We start from the raw sequence: 20342 nt of genomic DNA, 5'->3' as shown, positions 1-20342 counted from the left end.
CGCTGTTATGCAAACCACACTTTTTCAGCGGCACGGTTACCGCTCATGGTAAAACCAGGGATAGCAACAAAGCCCTTCACTTTGGTACTGGATGCATCAAGCGCATCGGCGTACAGAGGGATAATTTCACTGCCCTTCTCCACCAGCATCACCTGAATGTCATGATAGATCTGACGGCGCTTCTGCTCATCTTGCTCACCACGTGCAGCAGTGACTAACTGGTCAAACGCGGGCTCTTTCCACTGCGACTCATTCCACGGGGCATTGCTGGTGAACACCAGCGACAGCAGCGCATCGGCCGTCGGGCGCAGCGACCAGTTGGACGAAACAAAGGGTTTCTTCATCCAGACGTTATCCCAGAAGGCATCGTCCGGTACGCGTTCCACTTTCAGCGGAATACCGGCACGTTCAGCCGAGTTCTGATAAAGCTGGCCAGCATCGACCGCGCCCGGGAAGCCGGCTTCGGCCACCGACAACACCAGCGGACCGCTGAAGCCCGTTTTCTGCCAGTGAAATTTTGCCTTTTCCGGGTCATACGGACGCTGCGGAATGTCTTTGGCAAAGTACGGGCTGGACGGGAAAATCGGATTATCGTTCGCGACGGTACCGTAGCCACCCAGCACGGTTTTAATGATCTGTTCGCGGTCGATGGCATATTTCAGCGCCAGGCGGCCATCCAGGGTGTTAAAGGGAGCGGCAGTCGCCAGGCCCGGGAAAGTGAAAATCTGGCTGTCGCGTGAGCGCAGCAGCTGAATAGTCGGCATGTTTTTCAGGCGATCAACAATGCGTGGGTTCACACGGTTGATGATGTGCGCAGAACCGCTGGCAAGGGCCGCCACTCGTGCCGTGGAGTCATTCATTGCCAGTGTTTCAACGGAGTCAACGTGACCGCGCGCCGGGTTCCAGTGGTTTGGATTACGCTTCACCAGTGTACGCACGCCGGGCTTAAAGCTTTCCAGGATAAATGCGCCCGTACCGATGCCTTTGTCAAAGTTCTCGTTTTCTGCGGTGATGGCAAAATGGACATCGCTCAGCAGCGCAATAAACTCCACATTAGGTTCTTTCAGTTTGATGGTCACCTGGTCAGGTGAGGTAGCCTCCAGCGAGACGACCGGCTCCAGATAGCCTTTGACCGATGAGCTCGATTTCTCATCACGGTGATGATTCAGTGAATAAACCACATCTTTCGCCGTCAGCGTGCGGCCATCGTGGAACTGAACCCCTTTACGGATATTCAGCACCCAGGTTTTGCTGCCATCGTGGGTTTCCCAGCTTTCCGCCAGTGAGGGGGTGATTTTACCCTGCTCATCCACTTCGGCCAGGCAGTTAAACAGCTGTGAACCGACAAAATACATATAGGATTCAAACCAGAATGCCGGATCGATGCGGTCAGTGCTGGAAGCGTTATCCATACCGACAATCAGATGCCCCCCTTTTTTGGGGGTGGCCGGTGCGGTTTCAGCCGCCCACAGCGATTGTAATGGCAGACCGGAACAGGCCGCCGCAACGGAGAGCGCACCGGTAGTTTTGATAAAGTCGCGACGATTCATGATGTTGTTTTTTCCTGGTTTTTTATTATTTTTTTCCGCCAAAGCGGTAAAGAATAGCGTATTTACTTCAGCGCAGAGGCCAGACGCTGAATATGTTCAGGGCCAATTCCGCAGCAGCCCCCCACCAGCGTAGCACCCGCGCCCACCCACTCCTGCGCCCAGTGCAGATAGCCTTCCGGATGAGTGTCTTTACGTAAACCACTCAGACCTTCATTCGCCCCGCCACCGTTGCTGCCGTGTTCAAACGCATTGGCATAAACGCCGATACCCGCCGGAGAGCCAAGGCTTTTCAGGGTCGTCGCCGCCTGCTGTACAGCAGAGATCATCACTTCCGGGTGGCTACAGTTAAACAGGACGTTGGCCGCCCCCAGCTCGACCGCTCGGGTGACAGCGGCGGAGACGCTTTCCCCTGAACGCAATGTACTGTCGGCCTGCGGCTGGTCAGGATCGTCGTGCAGACTGAATGACAGCCATAAAGGCTGGGGCTGACCGGATATCGCTTCGTGAATAGCCTCGGCTTCGGCAATGGAACTGATGGTTTCACCCAGCCAGATATCCACATAAGGTGCCTGGGCGTTGACCAGCACGCGATGGATCTCCAGCGCACGCGGCGCGTTAAACAGATCGGGACGGTAGGATCCCAGGGCCGGAGGTAAGCTGCCAGCAACCTGTACCGGATGCACTGCGGCATCGGCGGCCTGACGGGCCAGTTGCCCTGCCAGCGTGGCCAGGCGCTGAGCATCAGCGGCAAAGCGTTCGTCACCAATATGGAAAGGAACAACCGCATAGCTGTTGGTGGTGATGGTGCCTGCCCCGGCAGCAATATAGCTGTCGTGCACTTCGCGCACGCGCTCAGGGGCTTCATACAGGGCCAGTGCCGACCATTCAGGTTGACGGAATGGTGCACCCACCCGGGCCAGTTCACGCCCCATTCCTCCGTCCAGAATCTTTATATGCTGCGTCATTGGCCTGTTCCCATTCAGAATTTTCTAATCTCTGCATGCTACATAAATTGATGGCTACATGTCCAGACGTCTATAAGCTTAAATTCAGGAGTGTTTAGTACACAGAGGCAAGTACGCAGATAAATGATGAGCAAGGAAGAATTAAAACAGCAGTTTTGCCAGCCCAAGGCCCAGGGCAAGCAACCCAAGCTGCGAGGAGGCAAACCACTTAGTTTGCAGTGCCAGTGACTGATGCAGTTCGGTGCGCAGGCTTTCCATTTTAAGGTCGATCTTTTTATCAAGCCGCATAATATCCTCCCTGGTGGCATAGTTGGACTTAATTACCGCCACATCGATTTTCAGCGTGCCCACATCCTCCTTGAGTTTACTGACATCCCCTTTCAGGATGTGCACATCGTCTTTAAGTCGGCTGACATCGTGCTTTAACAGACCCACATCTTTCTGTAAAACGCCGACATGCCCTTCCAGTTTCCCTACACGGCTATCCATTCTTTTTCTCCCTGATATGAATGTTTTTCATACTAACAGGGCCAATAATAAGTGAAGTCATGGCGCGATAACAAGTCAGAGGAGGGGGATATTTTGCGGCCTGTACCGGGAAAATGGAATGTAACGCCATGAAACGAGAAAAATATAAACACGAAGTAAATGAATTAGTTACGGCTTCAAGTAAGCAATCAGGGTAAGAGGGGGGGAAGGTTAATTGTCGGTGGCGGGTGCCACCGACAGCGGTAGATTAACGATGGCCTAAAACATTGCCGAGAATGATCGAGGTGATCACTCCCGTGGCTGCCGCAATCAACACATAATTACCGTCAACATAGGCCCAGTGTTCGCCGCGTGGCGGTTCATACAGACCACGATTGTGCCAGTCATCAACGCGGTAATCATCCCCGCGAAAGCGCTCGGGAGCAGGATGACCACGACGGAAATCATGGCCATTCCAGGCAAAATGGTCGCGCTCATCAGGGCCACCCCGGCCACGATCGCCGTGGCCCCGGTCATCACGGCCGCGATAGTTATCCCGATCGCCACCCCGACGGTCGTCTGCGCGGTTATCGTGCCCGCGATCCTGATGCCACTGTTGATCCGGGCCGTTGCCCGGACCCTCTGCATGGGACAGGGTAGAGAAAAGGCTGCTTGCTGTGAAAAGGCTAATCATCAAAGTCAGTGTTGTTTTTTTCATCTTGATATCCTCAGTTGCTCACGACCTGCAAACTGCCGCAACATCAATATCGGGGATACCACAACACTTCCCTATCTCACGAACTCCTAAACGGCGCTAATTAGCGTGTTTTTTTCACAGCCTTAACAGATTCCTTACCTTCACGCGGTGAGAACCTCGGGTTCAGGCTTAATTTTCCAGCTGATAGTCGAGGGTAATCTCAGCACTGAGCAGTTTTGACACCGGGCAACCCGCTTTTGCCTGCTGAATAATCGTATCAAAAGCGGCTTTCTCAATACCGGGAAGCTTCACCTTGCTTTGCAGGGCCACTTTGGTGATGGCAAAACCACCCTCCACTTTGTCCAGTGAGACATCAGCGGTGGTATCAATGCTTTCAGGTGTGTGGCCTGCATCGCCCAGCATCAGCGATAGCGCCATGGAGAAACAGGCAGCATGTGCGGCCCCAATCAGCTCTTCGGGGTTGGTCCCCGCTTTACCTTCAAAGCGTGTATTGAAACCGTAAGGCTGTTGGCTTAACGCCCCACTTTCGGTTGAGACGGTGCCTTTCCCTTGCTTGATATTGCCTTCCCAGTGCGCCTGTCCTTTCTTATGAATGGTCATTGTTATCCTCCGGTTATTTAACATCAGCTACCAGTATAGACACTGTGTCAGAGGCTGCGGAAAATTAGCCGACTTGCAGAACATTCCAGGCTGACAGAGAATATGAGTGACACCTATCAGGAGAAGACTATGTTTAAACCCGACGATTTTGTGCAGTCAAAAACCGGTGGACCCAAAATGCAGGTGTTGCGCGTCGACGGCTCAACATTGTATTGCGCCCGGGTGAATGATGCGGAGAAACAAGAGGTGGCGATCGCCGCTGATTCGGTCAATCTTTATCATGAAGAGGGCGATTTCGGCGTCTGCTGAGTTCGTTTATTGATGAAAGGGGCGACCGCAAAAGGGTCGCCCGCTGTGATTATTTTTTCAAACTCTCCCTGACCTCTTTCACTTGATCCACGCTTACCGCCTCCGCCTTATTGCTCCAGCCCTGACGAATAAAGGTCGCCAGTTGCGCCACCTCATCATCGCTCAGGCGGCCGGCAAAGCCTGGCATCACCAGCGTGGAGGGGGCTTTTGCCGTAGAGGGCTGCTGTGCCCCGGCCAGGATGGTGTGGATCAGCCCGGTCGGATCGCCGGCATTCACAATCGTTGCCTGATCCAGTTCCGGGAAGATACGCGGTGCGCCCTTACCCGTGACAAAGTGGCAGGCACCGCAGTTATCCAGATAGAGACGCTCACCTGGGGTGAGATTTTTCGCCGCGGTCAGCTTCGCTTCCGTGGCGCTGACTGCCGTATTTGCCGCCGCGGGTGCTGCCGGATTGCCGCCAATAAACTTCAGATAGGCGCTGATGGCTTTCAGATCCGCTTCGGTCATCCACGACGTGCTGTGCTCGATCACCGAGGTCATCTCACCGCCCACAGCCGCTTTATCGTTACGCCCGGTCGCCAGATACTCAACGGTTTCCTGCTCGCTCCAGCGCGGCAGACCGCGCAGAGAGGGCACGTCCCAGCCGTTCAGGCTCCCGCCGGAGAGGAATGCACTGTCGCTGCTGTCGAGCGCTTTCTCATTCATCGCCAGCCCACGCGGTGTGTGGCAGCTGCCGCAGTGGCCGAGGCTTTCGACCAGATACGCACCGCGATTCACTTCCGCTGTCGCGCCACCAATCGGCTGGAAGGGCTTATCGCTGGCAAAAGCCCAGTTCCAGAAACGCATGCCCCAGCGCTGGCTGAACGGGAAGCTGAGATCGGTTTCTGGCGGCTGTTCATCACTCGCTTTCACTCCCTGCATAAAGTACGTATACAGCGCATGCATATCCGCATCGGTGATTTTTGCGTAAGCCGGATAAGGCATCGCCGGATAGAGACGCGTCCCGTCAGGCAGCACGCCTTTACGTACCGCGTCCGAGAACTGCTGCTCACTGTAATTGCCGATACCGTGCGCTTTATCCGGGGTGATGTTGGTGGAGTAAATCGTCCCGAGGTTCGACTCAATCGCCAGCCCACCGGAGAACGCCGGTTTACCCGGAATAGTGTGGCAGGCACCGCAGTCGCCAAGGCGCGAAATATACTCGCCCTGTTTCACCAGACTGTCATCGGCCTGGGCCAGTGAAGCAAAAGTGCCTGCCAGCAGGACGGCATTCGCAAGCAGTAAACGTTTGAAATTGATCATCGTCATCTCCTTATGCCTGCACCATCGGGCCGGGGTTTTTCAGGTAAATCTCTTTGATCGCCTGCGCCGCCATCAGCGTGATCGCCCCGATGGTATCGGTCGGATTCGCCTGGAAGTTCTGCGGGAAGGCATTGCCGCCCGGCACAAAGACGTTATGCACATCCCAGCTTTGCAGGTACTTGTTCAGCGCCGAGGTTTTCGGGTTATCGCCCATCACCGCGCCACCGACATTATGGGTGGAGACGTATTTGGTCAGGTCAAAGTGGGCATCCATCGGCAGGAAGCTTTCGCTGTAACTGTCCGGGTTAAGCTCTTTAGTAATGTTGCTGACGATGCCTTTCAGGTGTTGCTGTAATTTCAGTTCGTTCTGTTTCCAGTCGAACGTCATACGCAGCAGCGGGTAGCCGTAGTCATCGGTGTAGTTCGGGTCGAGATCGAGGTAGATATCGCGATACGACATGCAGGTCGTGGTAATGCTGATCTTCATCGAATGGCCATACCACTCTTCCATCCCCTCTTTCCAGCCTGCGCCCCAGGCCGGCGTGCCTTTCGGCAGTGCGGTACTGATCGGCGTGCCGGTGGCCTGCGAACTGTGGATCTTGGCTCCGCCGATAAACCCCAGCCCCGGGCCATCAAAGTTGCCCGGTGAGATGTCGTTAAACATCTGTCCGGTCGCCCCCGCCGTGGCGAAAGGATTGAAGTTTTTATCTTTGAAGAACAGCGTGGCACCGCCGTTGCTGAGGAAAGCGTAGTTACGTCCAATCACGCCCTCTTCCGTCAGCGGGTTATAAGGCTGACCGATGCCGGAGAGCAGCATCAGGCGGACATTGCAGAACTGGAAACTGCTCAGCACCACAATCTTTGCAGGCTGGAAGCATTCATTGCCGTCTTTATCGATGTAGATCACCCCTTTCGCGGTTTTCTTATCATCATGCAGCACCACTTTCATCACGTTAGCGTGGACTTCGTAGGAGAAGTTATCCATGCGCTTCAGCGCATCCATCACCGCCGTCTGCGGTGAGGCCTTAGAGTAGTTCAGGCACGGGTATTTACTGCAATAACCGCAGTAATTACACGGCGCAATCTGGTTACCGTACGGGTTAGTCCAGGCACGGGAAACGCAGGCTGACGGGTTGGGGAACGGGTGATACCCCAGCTTCTTCGCCGCCTTAACAAACATTGTGTTGTTCAGCGTGTCATCCAGCGGCGGCAGCGGGAACGGATTAGCACGCGGGCCTTCGAACGGATCGCCCCCTTCGAGGATCTGCCCGCGCAGGTTGCCGGTTAAACCGGACTGGCCGCAGATCATCTCAAACTTCTCGTAATAGGGTTCGATCTCTTCCCAACTGAACGGGAAGTCCATAATGCGCATATCGTCCTGCAACACGCCCGGTCCGTAGGCCTGGTCAGCATAGGTTTTCAGTTTAAGATCGGTCGGTGTCGGACGGATCAATACCGCCGTCCAGTGCAAACCCGAACCGCCTACGCCGTTACCCGGGCAAAAAGCGCCCCATTTGCGCGTTGGCAGCGCGGTCTGGCTCATGTTGTAACGCACCGTCACCGCCGCTTCTGCTGGCGTGGCCATCACTTTGTTACGCACGGCGTAGGCATATTCATCGGCCGGCTTGGGGTAGGCAAACTCTTCGTAACCGCGATCGGCTCCGCGCTCCAGCGCCCGCACTTTCAGCCCGGCCATCGCCAGCTCAATGCTCATCAGCGAGCCAGCCCATCCCAGGCCGACAACAACAACGTCGACTTCTTCTTTATTAATCTGTGCCATGTTTGATCCCAAACTTTGCTAAAAACACGATGGAAAGACTCAGGCGCGTTCGCCCTTGATGCTGACCGGGCCAAGTGGATACGGGATATTGTGCTGCTTCACCCATTCCAGATAACTGGCACGTGCGCCCGGGAAGCCGATAGCAATCCACGCTTTCATCCCTTTATTGCCGCCGTACATCGGATCGGAGAGATAGCCGTGTTTGGCATCGGACAGCAGCCCGCTAAAGAACTGAGAGGCTTTCAGGTCGGCCTCGCCCAGTTCAGCAAAGTGGACATCGTTTTTTTGCAGTTGGGTCAGAACGCTGTCTTTATCCTGCGATGACAGCTGATGGAACGGTTTCTGGTAGGTTTGCTGGCACCACTGATTGGCCAGTTTGATACCGGTTTTATAGACCTGCTGCGGGCGAAAGGGGATCTGGTAACCCATGGTGGCAGGCGCTTTGGTATCAAACGGCCCTTTCATATAGATCTCATCACCGAGATCGCCATGCATCTGCTGATCGATAAAGATCGGCACATTGGTTTCCAGCGCACCCGGCGCTTTGCCTTTGCCTCCGGCAGGGATCAAACAGTCACAGGCGGCAAGAATAAACTGCCACTCATCCTGACTGAAGAAGATCGGCTGATAATCTGCCAGTTCCGGGGCTGCCATCTCGGCAGCCTGTGCGGCGGTCAGGCCTTTAAAGACCATCTCACCTAACGGCAATGCCAACAGCGACCCGAGTAAAAACTTACGGCGGGTAGTTTCTTTTTGAAGGAGCATTTTGACGACTCTCACACACTCAGAAAAAGACACCGATGGAACACGTGTCATTAAGGTTAAAGAACTGTTTTTATCTGTTTACATAGCCGCAATGTTAACGATACAAAAGTGTCAAAATGTAACAATTGAAGTGGTAATATTTAAACTTAAGATGAAGTGTTTCTTCTAACATTTCATAACAATGCCATTATGAAGAGCAGGGATTAAAGCCGGGGATTTATCGGAAATTCAGGGATAGCAAAAGAAAAAAAGGCCGTAAAACAGCGCTTATTTGATTGCGCCAGGAAATAATATCCTCACAAAATAAAGTTATATAATGATTGTTTCATTCTGCGTAACATCGCCCGGCAGATGTTAACCGGAGTCGCGAACCACCATGGTGAACCCTAAATCGACCACCGCCTCTGCGGGCATGACACCTTCTATTTTATTAGCCAGCAGCATAGCTGCATCCTCCCCCATTTTTACCCTGTCGATGGCCACTGTCGTGATCGCGGGCCGGTTGGCCGCGGCGAACGCCAGGTCGCCAAAGCCGATAACGGCAAGCTGATCCGGTACGCTCAGCCCACGCGCTTCAGCCTCCATGATCACGCCCTGCGCTAAGGTGTCAGAACTGCAGATAATCGCATCGAACTTATCCCCCTGAGCAAGTAACTGATGCAACCCCTGGCGCCCGGCATCGAGCGACGTTGGCACCGGGGCATTGACCCCGCGAATACGGCTTCCCGGCAGCCCTTGCATCACATCGGAGAGCCCTTTACGCCGCTGCCGGGCGCGACGATCCCCGGCCCAGACCAGCCCCAGATTCAGGTAGCCCTGTTGCAGACAGTAGTGACCCAGTTGGGTGCCAACTTTTTCATGAGAAAATCCTACCAGCATGTCCAGCGGCGTTGGCGTGAGATCCCAGATTTCCACCACAGGCAGGCCAATATTAAGAATGGTTTTGCGCAGTTCAGGACTGTGATGAATGCCGGTCAGTATCATGCCATCGGGGCGGCGCGAAAGGATGGTGGCAACGATAGACGCTTCGCTGTCCGGAGAGTATCCGGTGACGCACAGCAGCATATGGTAGCCACGCGCGGCAAGACGATCGCTGATCGCCTGTACGGTATCGACAAACATACTGTTGTTAATTTGCGGTATCACTACGGCAATCAGGCGGCTACGTTTGGACGCCAGCCCCCCTGCCAGCATATTGGGGATATAGCCGGTGATCTGAATCGCTTCCATCACCCTGGCAACGGTGGCAGGCCGTACCACCTGCGGTTTGTTAATGGCACGACTGACGGTCATCGGGGATAATCCCGCGACACGGGCGACATCCTCAAGCGTAGGGGTTTTTACCGTGGCAGGGTCAGGGTTTTCCATCTGGTATCCGATAACTAAAATGTTTGCGCTATCATTTTCCCACAAAACAGCACAGTGAAACAGGGCTGAACAACCTGCCTGAGGGCGGGCTGACTATGTTACACTCAGCGCCGCCCGAAAGCCTGGTCTCCGGCTTTCCCCCGATCCCATTGTGAAAGGTGTTATGCCGTGAATAAAAGAGCAATTGCCCCTACCCTGATTTTTGTTGCTGCGATGGCGTTTCTGGTGTGGTTTATCGCCTCCGGCGCGGCAATGCCGGGAAGCTGAGATCAGCTTTCAGGATCTGACGGGCTGACGGCAATGCGTGTGCCTTCAGGAAGATCCCTGATCTGCACGGCAAACTGAGCGCGGGTACGCATAGCATCTTCACTACGTACCGCCTGGAGGTTATCCGGGACAAACTCACCGCCAACGATAAACGGTGTTTTCGGCACCAGGCGATAACCCGCCGGTAATGCCCCGTGCTGATCCTGCCAGTCCAGCGCCAGCGGATAACCCGTTAACACAGAGTACTCTTCCAGAATCAGGGCACTCCAGTGCTCCAGACTTGCCGCCAGCCAGGTGAATTCGCCGGTTTCCGGCTCAAAGCTGAACACCCCGTCCTGCCGCAGACAAAACTGCACGCCAAAGATATCTTCAGCAAAGAACAGCGCATCCAGCGCCATATCCTGAAACGCTGAAATCCACAGATCAGGCTGGTTCCACTGTTGCAGGCCGGGTTCACTTTCCGTTGCCTGCCAGGGAAAGATATGCAGCGCAGACACAAAGCCATAGCAGCCGTTTTTAATCGCCAGCAGTTGACGCAGTTCTTCGAGCAACGCGGGATTAACCGAGGTGCTGATGTGCATGTCCTGCGGGGCGGCAGCCAGGCTGTCACTACAGAGTGAGAGAAGTTTTGCGGTTGAGGTAGTCATCATACGGCCCTGAGATGTCGACATTTAACAGTGATAAGCCGCTAAGGTTAACATCAACAACAGGCCAGGGGAAAACGCTCGACGGGTTTAGTTCTGTGACACAGTGGCAGGCAGACAAACCATCTGGGATTTACAGAAAATACAGTTGGCACCATGGGGATTTTTTGCGGTGATACTGAAAGGCGAAAAGCGGTACTGACATCCGTGACAAGACGGACACTGATATTTAATATTTTGGATAATAGACCTACATATTTTTATTTTAAGAGAAATTTTTATTGGTACGGGCAAGACGTTAACACAGTTTTTACATCCCGTCTGTTTTATCTTCGCGATGCAGTAAATCCTGATAGAGCTCACTCAGCACGCCATCTGGGGCAAACTGCTGTTTTATCCACAATGCGACCTGTCCGCTGGCGGGCTGGCGGATAGCCAGCAGCAGCCGTGAATCCTGACGCGGGTTCATCACCTCACGCGTCACAAGCTTCTCCCCGGCGTCGCGCACAATATAGTCCGGCAGAAAGCCAATGCCCTCCCCCAGAATCTGACACTGACATTTGGTGTTGAAGTCAGGCACCAGAATCGCCTCCTGCCCGTGCAGCAGCCAGCCAACGCGCTGGTTCAGCATCTGTGCCGTGTCGGCCACCATAATATTGGTATAGCGCCGCATCTGACCTTCACTGATGGGCTGAGGCAATGCGGCCAGCGGATGATGGGGCGCGATAGCGAACTGCCAGCGCACACGGCCAATATCCAGACAGTCAATGCCATCCCTGTCCAGCGGCACATCCGGTGCCCCCAACGCCAGCGTTGCCTGGTGATGGATAAACGCATCCCAGACGCCGTTATACACTTCCTGAGTGACCGTCACCTGACAGGTGGGGAACTGCTTTTTCAGCAGCTGTAGCAGCCGTGCAGTGTGAGGCGGGGTATACAACAGATGGTTAATGCAAATACGCACCCTGGCCTCTACGCCCTGGGCGACAGCATCGACGCCGTATTGAATGGCGCCGAAATCGTTAAGGAGTGTCAGCGCCTTACGATAAAAATAGTCGCCGGACTCCGTCAGTTCAATCCGGCGGGGATGGCGCACAAACAGCGGAACACCCAGCCCGGTTTCAATGCGTTTAATGGTGTAGCTGACCGCCGAAGTGGTGACCCCCAGCTCAACAGCCGCCTTGCTGAAGCTGCCACACTGCACCACGGTGACAAACACCTGCAAATTCTCTTCACTAAAAATGGAGTTCATCGCACGTTCCCTGTTGGCCCTCTTTGTTGATTATTATTCAACAGAAACGCCATCTCAGGTGAATTATTTTTACACGGATAGGACCAGGTATTACAGACTGCTATTGTCATTGCCTGGGCCATCACTTGCTTATCCGGGAACCTGTATGTCATCAGCCTATCCTCATTCAGACACCGCCGACGGCATGCTGAAACAACGTTTTCTCAACGCTGCCCGGCAGGGCAATCTGAACATGTTGCAACAGTGCCAGCAGGACGGGGTGGGTCTCAATGTCACCACCGCGCAGCGCACCAGCGCCATCACGCTGGCGGCACAGCATCAGCACTATACCTGCGTCGCGTGGTTGATCGAGGTGGGCGCCGATATTAATCAGCAGGACGATACCTGTTTGAATCCGTTTTTGCTCGCCTGCCTGAATAACGATCTCACTCTGCTGCGCCTGTTGCTGCCTGCGGCACCCGACCTCACCCGGGTGACACGCTTTGGCGGCGTTGGCCTGACGCCCGCCAGCGAAAAAGGCCATGTTGAGATCGTGCGCGAGTTACTGTCCCGCACCACCATCAACGTCAACCACACGAATTTCCTCGGCTGGACACCGCTGCTCGAAGCCATCCTGCTGAATGACGGTGGCGCAAAGCAGCAGGAGATCGTTCAGCTATTACTGGATAACGGTGCCAGCCCGCACCTGACGGATAAGTACGGTAAAACCCCTCTGCAACTGGCGCGTTCACTGGGTTATGACGCCATTGCTATACAGTTAATCCATGCAGGAGCCCGTGATGAATAAGCCCGATCAGCAGCGTCGTACCTTTCTCAGCCACGGCAGTAAAATGCTCGGTGCCTGCGCCATCCTGGGTGCAGGCACCCCGCTTGCGATTGCCGCCGGATCGTCTGTGTTCACCGAACAGGAAACGCCCATGACCACCGTTGGCACCCGCCACTATTACCTTGATAACGTCCTGCTGGAAACCGGCTTTCACTACCAGGAGGGGGAAGTGGTCGCCACCCGCACCGCGTTGCACTGCCTGGAAATCAATAACGGCAAAATCGTTGCTGTACGTGCTAACGCGGTACGCCCGGATGCCAGCCTGACGCGGGTTGATGCCGGAGGAAAACTGCTGCTGCCCGCCATGCGCGATATGCATATCCATCTGGATAAGACCTTCTATGGTGGCCCGTGGCGCGTGCAGTCACGCCCGGCAGGCACCACCATTAAGCAGATGATTGCACTGGAGCATCGCCTGCTGCCAGAGCTGGCGCCCCACACACAGGAGCGGGCGGGTAAACTTATCGACCTGCTGCAATCAAAAGGTTCCAGCGTGGCGCGGAGTCACTGCAATATCGAGCCGGTTTCCGGACTCAAAAATCTGGAAAACCTGATGGCGGTACTGGAACGCCGTCGTTCCGGTTTTACCTGCGAGATCGTCGCCTTCCCCCAGCACGGGTTACTGCTGTCAAAGTCCGAGTCGCTGATGCGTGAAGCGATGCAGGCCGGAGCACATTATGTCGGCGGGCTGGATCCCACCAGCGTTGATGGCGATATGGAAAAATCCCTGGATACGATGTTCCAGATCGCCGTCGACTATGACAAAGGCGTGGATATCCATCTGCATGAAACCAGCCCGGCCGGTATGGCCGCCATCAATTATATGATTGAGCAGGTGGAAAAAACCCCGCAGCTGAAGGGCAAAGTGACGATCAGCCACGCGTTTGCACTGGCGACCCTCACGCCACCTCAGGTGGAAGAAGCTGCACAGCGTCTTGCCGCACAGCGGATCAGCATCGCCTCAACGGTGCCGATTGGCACGCTACATATGCCGCTCAAGCAGCTTCAGGATAACGGGGTTTTTGTGATGACCGGCACCGATAGCGTGATCGACCACTGGTCGCCCTATGGCCTGGGCGACATGCTGGAGAAAGCCAACCTGTACGCCCAGCTCTATGTGCGCCCGGGTGAACTGGCGCTATCGCGCGCGCTGGCAATTGCTACCGGGAACCGCCTGCCGCTAAATGATAAAGGCGAGCGCGTCTGGCCCGTGGAACAGGATGAGGCCAGTTTTGTACTGGTCGATGCCTCCTGCTCGGCGGAAGCCGTGGCACGCATTTCACCACGCACCGCCACCTTCCATCAGGGTAATGTGGTCTGGAGTGCGGCAAGATCGTGAGTTTCGCCAACGGATTGATGTGGTGCAGCGGATTTTTGCTATGCTTTTGCGCACGCTCCCTTCACACGCCCGACATGACATAAGGCATTCTCATGACAACCCCACAGGCTTTGATTATTGGCGCCTCACGCGGCATCGGTTTAGGGCTGGCAACGACTCTGGCCGATCGCGGCTGGCAGGTTACCGCCACCACACGCAAGGACACGCCGGACAGTGCGGCGTCCATCCACTGGCTAACGCTGGATATTAACCTGGCGGATCAGCGTGAAGCGCTGGTGAGTGGGCTGGCTGGCCAGCAGTTTGATGTGATTTTTATTAACGCAGGCGTCTATGGCCCGGAGCACCAAACGCTGTCGCGTACCCGCGACGAGGAGCTGATGGCGCTGTTTATAACCAACACCTTCTCGCCGCTGCGTTGTGCTGAAGCGCTGCTGCCCCAGCTCAAACCCCGCAGCGGCATTCTGGCGCTGATGACCTCGCAGCTCGCCAGTCTGAATGAGAATCCGGACGCCACCTATCCTCTGTATGCAGCCAGCAAAGGCGCGTTAAACATGCTGGCACGCGGCTTGTCGGCGAAGACAGATGCCCAGGGCCAGACGCTGCTTTGCGTTCATCCGGGCTGGGTACAGACCGATATGGGAGGAAAAAACGCCCCACTGACGGTGGCACAAAGCGCGGGTGGCATTGCCGATCAGCTGGTCGCCTGGCGTGGCAAAGGCGGGCACCACTACATTGATTACAGCGGAAAATTACTCGCCTGGTAAAGCCTCATCGGCATCGACCAGCAGTAAAGTGCCGCTGCTGCCGGGCAGTACCCGATGAGGGCTACCCGGCGGTATCACAAAATAGTCCCCGCTTGTCAGCGCCACGATCTGCCCGTCAATCGCCAGATCCATCTGCCCGTCAATCACCACCAGCAGCTCGGCAAAATGCTCATGCACTTCATCCGGTATCCCCTCTCCGCCCATGCGGATCAGTTTCACATTCGCCTGGCCAATCTTGCTGATAATGGCAGAACGCCACACATCCGGCAGCGCTGCGGCCTCGGTTAATAATGATGCTGCCTGAAACATATCATCCTCCTGTAAGGTGACAGACAGAGATACCCGAAATTGCGCACAGCAGGAACGAAGATATTTCACTAAGCTTTTCCACGCGGCAGTTAGTGACAGGCAAATGACAGTAAGATGAAAGCGTGACTAAAGAAATATTCAGCGAAGACTAAAGTAGAATATCCGATGTGTTAACGTAATAAAAATTCGCTGGAAAACATCTCGTGTAAACAGCAACAATCAGAACATAATCTGTTTTTATCATTGATGATGTTTATGTTTATTGGGATTTATCTCGATTGACATTAACATCGGCCATCCAATACTCCTTGCTTACCGATGAGTTATTTTTTATGGCTAACCGTATCGTATCAGGGTTAACAGGCATTATTCTGTTAAGCCTGTCACCTTTAACACAGGCAATCAGCACGGTATTATCACCGAAAGAAGCCGACTGGGTTGCAGCGGAATTCACCTTTAACAACGGTGAGAAACTGAAAGACCTGCGCATTCATTACTACACGTTGGGCGACAGTAATAAACCTGCTGTATTATTACTTCACGGAACTAATCAGCCAATAAAAGCACTATTAGCCCAGGGATTTGGCGGCGAATTATTTGGCCCTGGCCAGGCACTGGATATCAGCAAATATTTTATCATCATGCCGGAAAGTATTGGGTCCGGGAAATCATCCAAACCGTCCGACGGTTTGCGTATGGCGTTTCCGCACTACGATTATAACGATATGGTCACCGCGCAATATCGCTTAATCAAAGAAGGGCTGGGCATTTCCCATTTACGTCTGGTCATGGGGTATTCGATGGGGGGCATGCAAACCTGGCTGTGGGGTGAAAAATACCCTGGCATGATGGATGCCCTGGTGCCCATGGCTTCGCAGCCTGCTGAGCTGTCCGGTCGTAACTGGATGATGCGCCGTATGTTAATTGAGTCCATCAAGGGCGATCCCGCCTGGGCTGAAGGCAATTACCGTCAGCAGCCTCCCGCGCTGAAAACAGCCAACATTATGTTCAGTATTGCCACCACCGGCGGCACACTGGCCTGGCAGCATAAAGCCCCAACACGTGCGCTGGCCGATAAGCTGGTTGACGAACGCCTGGCTGCCCCGCTTACCGCTGACGCCAACGACTTTATTTATCTCTGGGGGTCCTCAGCGAATTATAATGCGCAACCCGCATTAAACCGTATCACCGCCCCCATGCTGATCATTAATTCAGCGGATGATGAACGTAATCCGGTGGAAACCGGCTCACTGAACCGCGAATTAAACAAGATTAAAAAGGCCGAGCTGTGGCTTATTCCGGCCAGTACAGAGACCAGCGGGCATGGCACGATGATGTCGGCAAAATTTTATAACGAGAAACTGAAGTCATTTTTAGCCAGCACCCGGGAACGCGCTAATAATTAACCGCTGTACCTGACCGGAAGTGACCTGTGTCGCTTCCGGTTTTTTATTATGCCTTTATTTCCGACACCACTCTTTTCCTCATTATTAAACCGGCAACAGGGAATACGCTATGTTTCGTAAAATAAAGATCCGTACCGCACTGAGCATGATGATTTTTTCATTAGCCGCATTATTACTTTTTGTCGGCATTCTGGGGCTAATCGCAGTGCAATCAGGCAATAAATCCTTTGCCCGCGTCGATACCGAAGTGCTGCCTGGGCTGGTTGCACTGAATGAGAGTTCCGAGCTGCTGCTGCGTGGACGATTAGATTTACGCCTGTATGAATCACTGATGGTCAATGGCGACACGGAGAAAGCTAAAGTCGCCTTAGAACGAGCCAGAGGTAAAGTCGACAGTGCCGGGGCGAAATGGCAGGACTATCTGAAATACCCGCAATCAGAAGAAGAGCAGGTGATTGCCACTGAAATGGCTACCGCACGCGACACCCTGATGAAGACCTTTATTGACCCGGCGTTTGCCGCGCTGGAAGCGGGTAATCTGGACGACTATCGCCAGCGCGCCGGGAAGTCGACGGCACTCTATGCCGCTTTTGATAAAGCCTCAAAGGCACTGGTCGCCTTTAAGCTCTCAAGCATTGATGTGGCTTATGAGGACTCCAGCGATCGGGTAAGCACTATGCAGTTTATCCTCTACTGCGCTATCGCCTGTGCCCTGCTGCTGGCCGGACTGGCCTGGTCAGTGATGACCAACCTGGTGGTAAAACCGCTCAACAATGCCGTTACCGTGTTTGACCGCATTGCTGAAGGCGATTTACGGGCGCGTATTGATGCCAGCGGCAAAAATGAGATCGCCCATCTGTTTGCCGCCGTGCAGCGTATGCGTGACGGACTGGAAAATATGGTGCTTGTCGTGCGTAACGGTACCGATGCGATTGGCGCGGGCGTTGAGGAGATAGCTTCCGGCAATATCGATCTTTCCAGCCGCACCGAACAGCAGGCCGCCTCGCTGGATGAAACCGCGTCGAGCATGGAACAGATCATGGCGACGGTCAAAAACAACGAGGACAACACGCGCAAAGCAAACGCACTGGCGCAGAAAGCCTCGGCATCGGCTTCACGCGGTGCCAGCGTGGTCTCTGATGTGGTGTCGACCATGAGTGCCATCGAACACAGTTCGGCCAAAATCGGTGATATCGTCGGCGTGATTGACGGTATTGCTTTCCAGACCAACCTGCTGGCACTCAACGCCGCAGTCGAAGCGGCACGTGCGGGCGAAGCCGGTCGCGGCTTTGCGGTCGTCGCCTCTGAAGTGCGGGTGCTGGCCCAGCGTAGCGCAACCGCCGCAAAAGAGATCGGCACAATGATCGATAACTCGCTCAGCCGGATTGAGCAAGGCGTCGGGCTGGTGAAAACGGCAGGCAACACCATGAATGAAGTGATGGTCGACGTGAAAGAAGTGGTCGACATCATGGATGAAGTGATGCTGGCTTCCGGTGAGCAGACGCGCGGCATCTCGCAGATTAATATTGCCATTCATCAGATGGACGGCGTGACGCAGCAGAACGCCTCACTGGTCTCTGAGGTGGCAACGGCAGCCAGCGCCCTGCAACAGCAGGTGGTGAATTTGCAGCAGTCGGTTACCCGCTTCCAGGTAGAGAATGAGAAAACCACGCGGGAAAACGACCTGTTTAACGAACCACAAGATATGGCGTTAGTTAACCTGCGATAAAATCACACGGGCCGGATATTACGGCCCTTTACTCATAAGATTATTCCCAACTACTCTTTTTGCATTCTCCCCTCAATGTTTTTCTTTTCAGTCCGATGATAAACTCAGGGCCGCCGTGCCGGGGCGAACTTATCTCCGCGCCCAAAAGCAATAATTATAACGAATGACTTTATTTTCACGCTTCACTTTCTCTTTTTAAATACCAACACCATGTCCGGGAAACTGACCTATGAAGGAAAATTTGATTGAGCGCATTTCAACGGCGCTTGGATCGGAAAAAACGCTCGAAGGGTTTGTACGCCAGCTGTTAGAGATGCTGGAGTTGGTGACGGATATGGAATCCACCTACCTGACCCATATTGATGCAGACGGCATCAAGCAACACATCGTTTACGCGCGCAACAGCCAAACGATGCAGATCCCTGAAGGGCTGTCTGTTCCCTGGGAAGATACCCTGTGTAAACGCGCTCTGGACGAGGGCCGCCGTTATACCTGCGATGTTCCGGCAGTCTGGGGGGACTCCGAAGCCGCGAAAGCGCTGGGGATCACCACTTATGTCAGTACCCCGGTGTGGCTGGGTGACGGTGCGATTTATGGCACGCTATGCGCAGCAAGCTCAGAGTCTCGGGAACTTTCAGATCGTGCGGAGCAGGTGCTTCAGCTCTTTGCCGAGCTGATTTCCCAGTACATTCGTAAAGAACAGCTGCTGGAAGAACTGCAGGAAGCCAACGCCGCGCTAACGGCAGTGAGCCACACCGATGAGCTCACTGGCCTGCCAAACCGGCGGGCCGTGTTTGCTAAGCTGCCAAAACTGTTTTCACTCGCACGTAGCGATACGCATCATCTGCTGATGGCCTTTATCGACCTCGATGGATTCAAGCAGATTAATGACCGATACGGACATAAAACCGGTGATGAATTTTTGCAGGCCATCGGCCAGCGTCTGAAAGAGCTGGTGCACGATGATGACGTTCTGGGACGCCTGGGGGGTGACGAATTTATTATCGCCACCCTTGCTGTTTCAAACGCCCAGCCTACCGCCGTGACTGCATTCAAGAACCGTCTTTCATCACTGTTGAGCGGCCGCTATCATCTGTCGGGCACGAAGATAGACTATGCCGGTGCCAGCATCGGCATCATTCACGTGGACCCGCAGCTCAGCACCCCGGACAGCGCCGTGCGCGATGCGGACGCCGCCATGTACGAAGATAAAGGGCGCCGCAAACAGCGTCAGGTCTGTGGTCAGTCGCTTTAACCGACCCTCCACATTGCCTGGACTGACCTGTTTCCAGGCAGGGATCCCTAAAGTTTCAGTGAAAGAGACCGATGTAAGTAGCACTCATCCTGAATTGTACGGACCGGTCATGTACCTGATTAAACCTGCAGAGCTGATTCTGCTGTCACTGACACTGGCATACTGCCTGGCAACGTATATATGGTTCTAGCCCTCAAGGGATGAGGCATGAACAGAGCAATACTCATGTTTTGCTAAAGTCTTTTATTGCCCTGCCGATGACATTGAGGTCGGGGGGTTGCTGGAGAGACAGAAATGTCGACGACGGCGCCCGGGTAAACCTGATGGCATAATACTTGAGTATCTGCAAAACTTAGCCGACAGATGAAGTCGGCTTTTTTGTGTCCGAAAAATGGGAAAGTGCAGGGAGTCAGGTTTTATTAACGGTATAGCTTTTCACTTTGCCATTTATCAGTCGGATGGTCAGGGTTCGGCCTTCGGTGGTACTCATGGCTTTTGCCTGGCTCCAGGTCCACATCAGAATGCTTTGCCCCTCCGGGAAGGGCGTCTCTGAGGAAGGCTCGCCAAACAGCGAAATAAGATCCTGTCTGGTCGTTTTGTCATACTTGATTTGTGCCAGCTTGCTGTCATCAAAGTTCTGTCCCACCGAAGCGGTACACCCCACCAGCATCAGACATAACATTATCGTTTTAAACATCATTTCCCGGTATCACTGTCATTTTTAC

At 54.2% G+C, this 20342-nt stretch carries 22 protein-coding genes; 8 read left to right on the top strand and 14 right to left on the bottom strand.

What is annotated here, in order from left to right; translation table 11 throughout:
• Positions 1-5: 5 nt before the first annotated feature.
• From WH279_RS02520 to WH279_RS02500, 5 genes are all read right to left on the bottom strand, one after another.
• A complete protein-coding gene (locus WH279_RS02520; RefSeq protein WP_200641502.1) occupies positions 6-1550 on the bottom strand; it encodes an ABC transporter substrate-binding protein in 1545 nt (514 codons plus the stop codon).
• Positions 1551-1612: 62 nt separating this feature from the next.
• Entirely contained in the window at positions 1613-2515 is a 903-nt protein-coding gene (locus tag WH279_RS02515; RefSeq protein WP_200641501.1) for a homocysteine S-methyltransferase family protein, read from the bottom strand.
• A 141-nt stretch (positions 2516-2656) separates the two neighbouring features.
• Positions 2657-3004 carry a hypothetical protein gene (locus tag WH279_RS02510; RefSeq protein ID WP_339454917.1) on the bottom strand — a complete coding sequence of 116 codons (348 nt, stop codon included), beginning with the start codon at positions 3002-3004 and terminating at the stop codon, positions 2657-2659.
• A 247-nt stretch (positions 3005-3251) separates the two neighbouring features.
• A complete protein-coding gene (locus tag WH279_RS02505) occupies positions 3252-3701 on the bottom strand; it encodes an RcnB family protein (RefSeq protein WP_339454916.1) in 450 nt (149 codons plus the stop codon).
• A gap of 168 nt (positions 3702-3869) precedes the next feature.
• The gene (locus WH279_RS02500) at positions 3870-4301 is read right to left on the bottom strand and encodes an OsmC family protein (protein WP_159337466.1); all 432 of its coding nucleotides are present in this window, start codon (positions 4299-4301) and stop codon (positions 3870-3872) included.
• A gap of 129 nt (positions 4302-4430) precedes the next feature.
• Between WH279_RS02500 and WH279_RS02495 the strand changes: the two genes are divergently transcribed.
• The gene (locus WH279_RS02495) at positions 4431-4610 is read left to right on the top strand and encodes a DUF2158 domain-containing protein (RefSeq protein WP_200641498.1); all 180 of its coding nucleotides are present in this window, start codon (positions 4431-4433) and stop codon (positions 4608-4610) included.
• Positions 4611-4659: 49 nt separating this feature from the next.
• On the opposite strand, the gene WH279_RS02490 is transcribed toward WH279_RS02495, so the two are convergent.
• The 4 genes from WH279_RS02490 to WH279_RS02475 form a co-directional block, all read right to left on the bottom strand.
• Positions 4660-5919, bottom strand: a complete 1260-nt coding sequence (locus tag WH279_RS02490; protein WP_200641497.1) for a c-type cytochrome — start codon at positions 5917-5919, stop codon at positions 4660-4662.
• A 4-nt stretch (positions 5920-5923) separates the two neighbouring features.
• Positions 5924-7693, bottom strand: coding sequence for a GMC family oxidoreductase (locus WH279_RS02485; RefSeq protein WP_200641496.1), 1770 nt, complete (start codon positions 7691-7693; stop codon positions 5924-5926).
• A 39-nt stretch (positions 7694-7732) separates the two neighbouring features.
• On the bottom strand, positions 7733-8458 hold the full coding sequence (locus WH279_RS02480; protein WP_339454915.1) for a gluconate 2-dehydrogenase subunit 3 family protein: 726 nt from the start codon (positions 8456-8458) through the stop codon (positions 7733-7735).
• A 354-nt stretch (positions 8459-8812) separates the two neighbouring features.
• Positions 8813-9826 (bottom strand): LacI family DNA-binding transcriptional regulator, encoded by a 1014-nt coding sequence (locus tag WH279_RS02475; protein WP_339454914.1) that lies wholly within the window; start codon positions 9824-9826, stop codon positions 8813-8815.
• Between the two features lie 168 nt (positions 9827-9994).
• Here WH279_RS02475 and WH279_RS02470 point away from each other — a divergent pair, with 168 nt between their 5' ends.
• Positions 9995-10093 carry a YoaK family small membrane protein gene (locus WH279_RS02470; RefSeq protein ID WP_231617105.1) on the top strand — a complete coding sequence of 33 codons (99 nt, stop codon included), beginning with the start codon at positions 9995-9997 and terminating at the stop codon, positions 10091-10093.
• Positions 10094-10095: 2 nt separating this feature from the next.
• Here the strand turns inward: WH279_RS02470 and WH279_RS02465 are convergent, their stop codons facing one another.
• From WH279_RS02465 to WH279_RS02455, 3 genes are all read right to left on the bottom strand, one after another.
• The gene (locus WH279_RS02465; protein WP_200641493.1) at positions 10096-10740 is read right to left on the bottom strand and encodes an SMI1/KNR4 family protein; all 645 of its coding nucleotides are present in this window, start codon (positions 10738-10740) and stop codon (positions 10096-10098) included.
• A gap of 87 nt (positions 10741-10827) precedes the next feature.
• Complete coding sequence (gene ymcF, locus WH279_RS22695) at positions 10828-11100, bottom strand: cold shock small protein YmcF (protein ID WP_445235212.1); 273 nt, start codon at positions 11098-11100, stop codon at positions 10828-10830.
• The gene (locus tag WH279_RS02455) at positions 11048-11989 is read right to left on the bottom strand and encodes a LysR family transcriptional regulator (RefSeq protein WP_339454913.1); all 942 of its coding nucleotides are present in this window, start codon (positions 11987-11989) and stop codon (positions 11048-11050) included. Before WH279_RS02455 ends, ymcF begins: the two co-directional genes overlap by 53 nt.
• Before the next feature lie 145 nt (positions 11990-12134).
• Between WH279_RS02455 and WH279_RS02450 the strand changes: the two genes are divergently transcribed.
• The 3 genes from WH279_RS02450 (at position 12135) to WH279_RS02440 (ending at position 14918) form a co-directional block, all read left to right on the top strand.
• On the top strand, positions 12135-12776 hold the full coding sequence (locus tag WH279_RS02450) for an ankyrin repeat domain-containing protein (RefSeq protein ID WP_339454912.1): 642 nt from the start codon (positions 12135-12137) through the stop codon (positions 12774-12776).
• On the top strand, positions 12769-14154 hold the full coding sequence (locus WH279_RS02445; RefSeq protein ID WP_339454911.1) for an amidohydrolase family protein: 1386 nt from the start codon (positions 12769-12771) through the stop codon (positions 14152-14154). The genes WH279_RS02450 and WH279_RS02445 overlap by 8 nt, the downstream gene beginning before the upstream one ends.
• Before the next feature lie 92 nt (positions 14155-14246).
• Positions 14247-14918, top strand: a complete 672-nt coding sequence (locus WH279_RS02440) for an SDR family oxidoreductase (protein WP_339454910.1) — start codon at positions 14247-14249, stop codon at positions 14916-14918.
• Here WH279_RS02440 and WH279_RS02435 read toward each other — a convergent pair.
• Positions 14904-15227: a cupin domain-containing protein gene (locus WH279_RS02435; protein ID WP_339454909.1), complete on the bottom strand. Its 324-nt coding sequence runs from the start codon at positions 15225-15227 to the stop codon at positions 14904-14906. The genes WH279_RS02440 and WH279_RS02435 overlap by 15 nt on opposite strands.
• Before the next feature lie 332 nt (positions 15228-15559).
• Between WH279_RS02435 and WH279_RS02430 the strand changes: the two genes are divergently transcribed.
• From WH279_RS02430 to WH279_RS02420, 3 genes are all read left to right on the top strand, one after another.
• Positions 15560-16633 carry an alpha/beta fold hydrolase gene (locus WH279_RS02430; protein WP_339454908.1) on the top strand — a complete coding sequence of 358 codons (1074 nt, stop codon included), beginning with the start codon at positions 15560-15562 and terminating at the stop codon, positions 16631-16633.
• Between the two features lie 109 nt (positions 16634-16742).
• Positions 16743-18362: a methyl-accepting chemotaxis protein gene (locus WH279_RS02425; protein WP_339454907.1), complete on the top strand. Its 1620-nt coding sequence runs from the start codon at positions 16743-16745 to the stop codon at positions 18360-18362.
• 229 nt (positions 18363-18591) lie between these two features.
• The gene (locus tag WH279_RS02420) at positions 18592-19617 is read left to right on the top strand and encodes a sensor domain-containing diguanylate cyclase (RefSeq protein WP_339454906.1); all 1026 of its coding nucleotides are present in this window, start codon (positions 18592-18594) and stop codon (positions 19615-19617) included.
• Between the two features lie 409 nt (positions 19618-20026).
• Here the strand turns inward: WH279_RS02420 and WH279_RS02415 are convergent, their stop codons facing one another.
• On the bottom strand, positions 20027-20314 hold the full coding sequence (locus tag WH279_RS02415; RefSeq protein ID WP_339454905.1) for a hypothetical protein: 288 nt from the start codon (positions 20312-20314) through the stop codon (positions 20027-20029).
• Between the last annotated feature and the right edge of the window lie 28 nt (positions 20315-20342).

The sequence above is a fragment of the Erwinia sp. MYb375 genome, from assembly GCF_037479175.1.
Lineage (GTDB): Bacteria > Pseudomonadota > Gammaproteobacteria > Enterobacterales > Enterobacteriaceae > Erwinia > Erwinia rhapontici.
This window is presented reverse-complemented; position numbering and strand designations above follow the sequence as displayed.

What these genes read in the sequence shown, in the direction of transcription:
- WH279_RS02455 (WP_339454913.1), bottom strand. Translation starts at nt 11,989, where the DNA reads ATGAACTCCATTTTTAGTGAAGAGAATTTGCAGGTGTTTGTCACCGTG.
- WH279_RS02510 (WP_339454917.1), bottom strand. Translation starts at nt 3,004, where the DNA reads ATGGATAGCCGTGTAGGGAAACTGGAAGGGCATGTCGGCGTTTTACAG.
- WH279_RS02450 (WP_339454912.1), top strand. Translation starts at nt 12,135, where the DNA reads ATGTCATCAGCCTATCCTCATTCAGACACCGCCGACGGCATGCTGAAA.
- WH279_RS02495 (WP_200641498.1), top strand. Translation starts at nt 4,431, where the DNA reads ATGTTTAAACCCGACGATTTTGTGCAGTCAAAAACCGGTGGACCCAAA.
- WH279_RS02480 (WP_339454915.1), bottom strand. Translation starts at nt 8,458, where the DNA reads ATGCTCCTTCAAAAAGAAACTACCCGCCGTAAGTTTTTACTCGGGTCG.
- WH279_RS02490 (WP_200641497.1), bottom strand. Translation starts at nt 5,919, where the DNA reads ATGACGATGATCAATTTCAAACGTTTACTGCTTGCGAATGCCGTCCTG.
- WH279_RS02445 (WP_339454911.1), top strand. Translation starts at nt 12,769, where the DNA reads ATGAATAAGCCCGATCAGCAGCGTCGTACCTTTCTCAGCCACGGCAGT.
- WH279_RS02520 (WP_200641502.1), bottom strand. Translation starts at nt 1,550, where the DNA reads ATGAATCGTCGCGACTTTATCAAAACTACCGGTGCGCTCTCCGTTGCG.
- WH279_RS02425 (WP_339454907.1), top strand. Translation starts at nt 16,743, where the DNA reads ATGTTTCGTAAAATAAAGATCCGTACCGCACTGAGCATGATGATTTTT.
- WH279_RS02430 (WP_339454908.1), top strand. Translation starts at nt 15,560, where the DNA reads ATGGCTAACCGTATCGTATCAGGGTTAACAGGCATTATTCTGTTAAGC.
- WH279_RS02475 (WP_339454914.1), bottom strand. Translation starts at nt 9,826, where the DNA reads ATGGAAAACCCTGACCCTGCCACGGTAAAAACCCCTACGCTTGAGGAT.
- WH279_RS02515 (WP_200641501.1), bottom strand. Translation starts at nt 2,515, where the DNA reads ATGACGCAGCATATAAAGATTCTGGACGGAGGAATGGGGCGTGAACTG.
- WH279_RS02465 (WP_200641493.1), bottom strand. Translation starts at nt 10,740, where the DNA reads ATGACTACCTCAACCGCAAAACTTCTCTCACTCTGTAGTGACAGCCTG.
- WH279_RS02420 (WP_339454906.1), top strand. Translation starts at nt 18,592, where the DNA reads ATGAAGGAAAATTTGATTGAGCGCATTTCAACGGCGCTTGGATCGGAA.
- WH279_RS02440 (WP_339454910.1), top strand. Translation starts at nt 14,247, where the DNA reads ATGACAACCCCACAGGCTTTGATTATTGGCGCCTCACGCGGCATCGGT.
- WH279_RS02505 (WP_339454916.1), bottom strand. Translation starts at nt 3,701, where the DNA reads ATGAAAAAAACAACACTGACTTTGATGATTAGCCTTTTCACAGCAAGC.
- WH279_RS02415 (WP_339454905.1), bottom strand. Translation starts at nt 20,314, where the DNA reads ATGTTTAAAACGATAATGTTATGTCTGATGCTGGTGGGGTGTACCGCT.
- WH279_RS02435 (WP_339454909.1), bottom strand. Translation starts at nt 15,227, where the DNA reads ATGTTTCAGGCAGCATCATTATTAACCGAGGCCGCAGCGCTGCCGGAT.
- WH279_RS02500 (WP_159337466.1), bottom strand. Translation starts at nt 4,301, where the DNA reads ATGACCATTCATAAGAAAGGACAGGCGCACTGGGAAGGCAATATCAAG.
- WH279_RS02485 (WP_200641496.1), bottom strand. Translation starts at nt 7,693, where the DNA reads ATGGCACAGATTAATAAAGAAGAAGTCGACGTTGTTGTTGTCGGCCTG.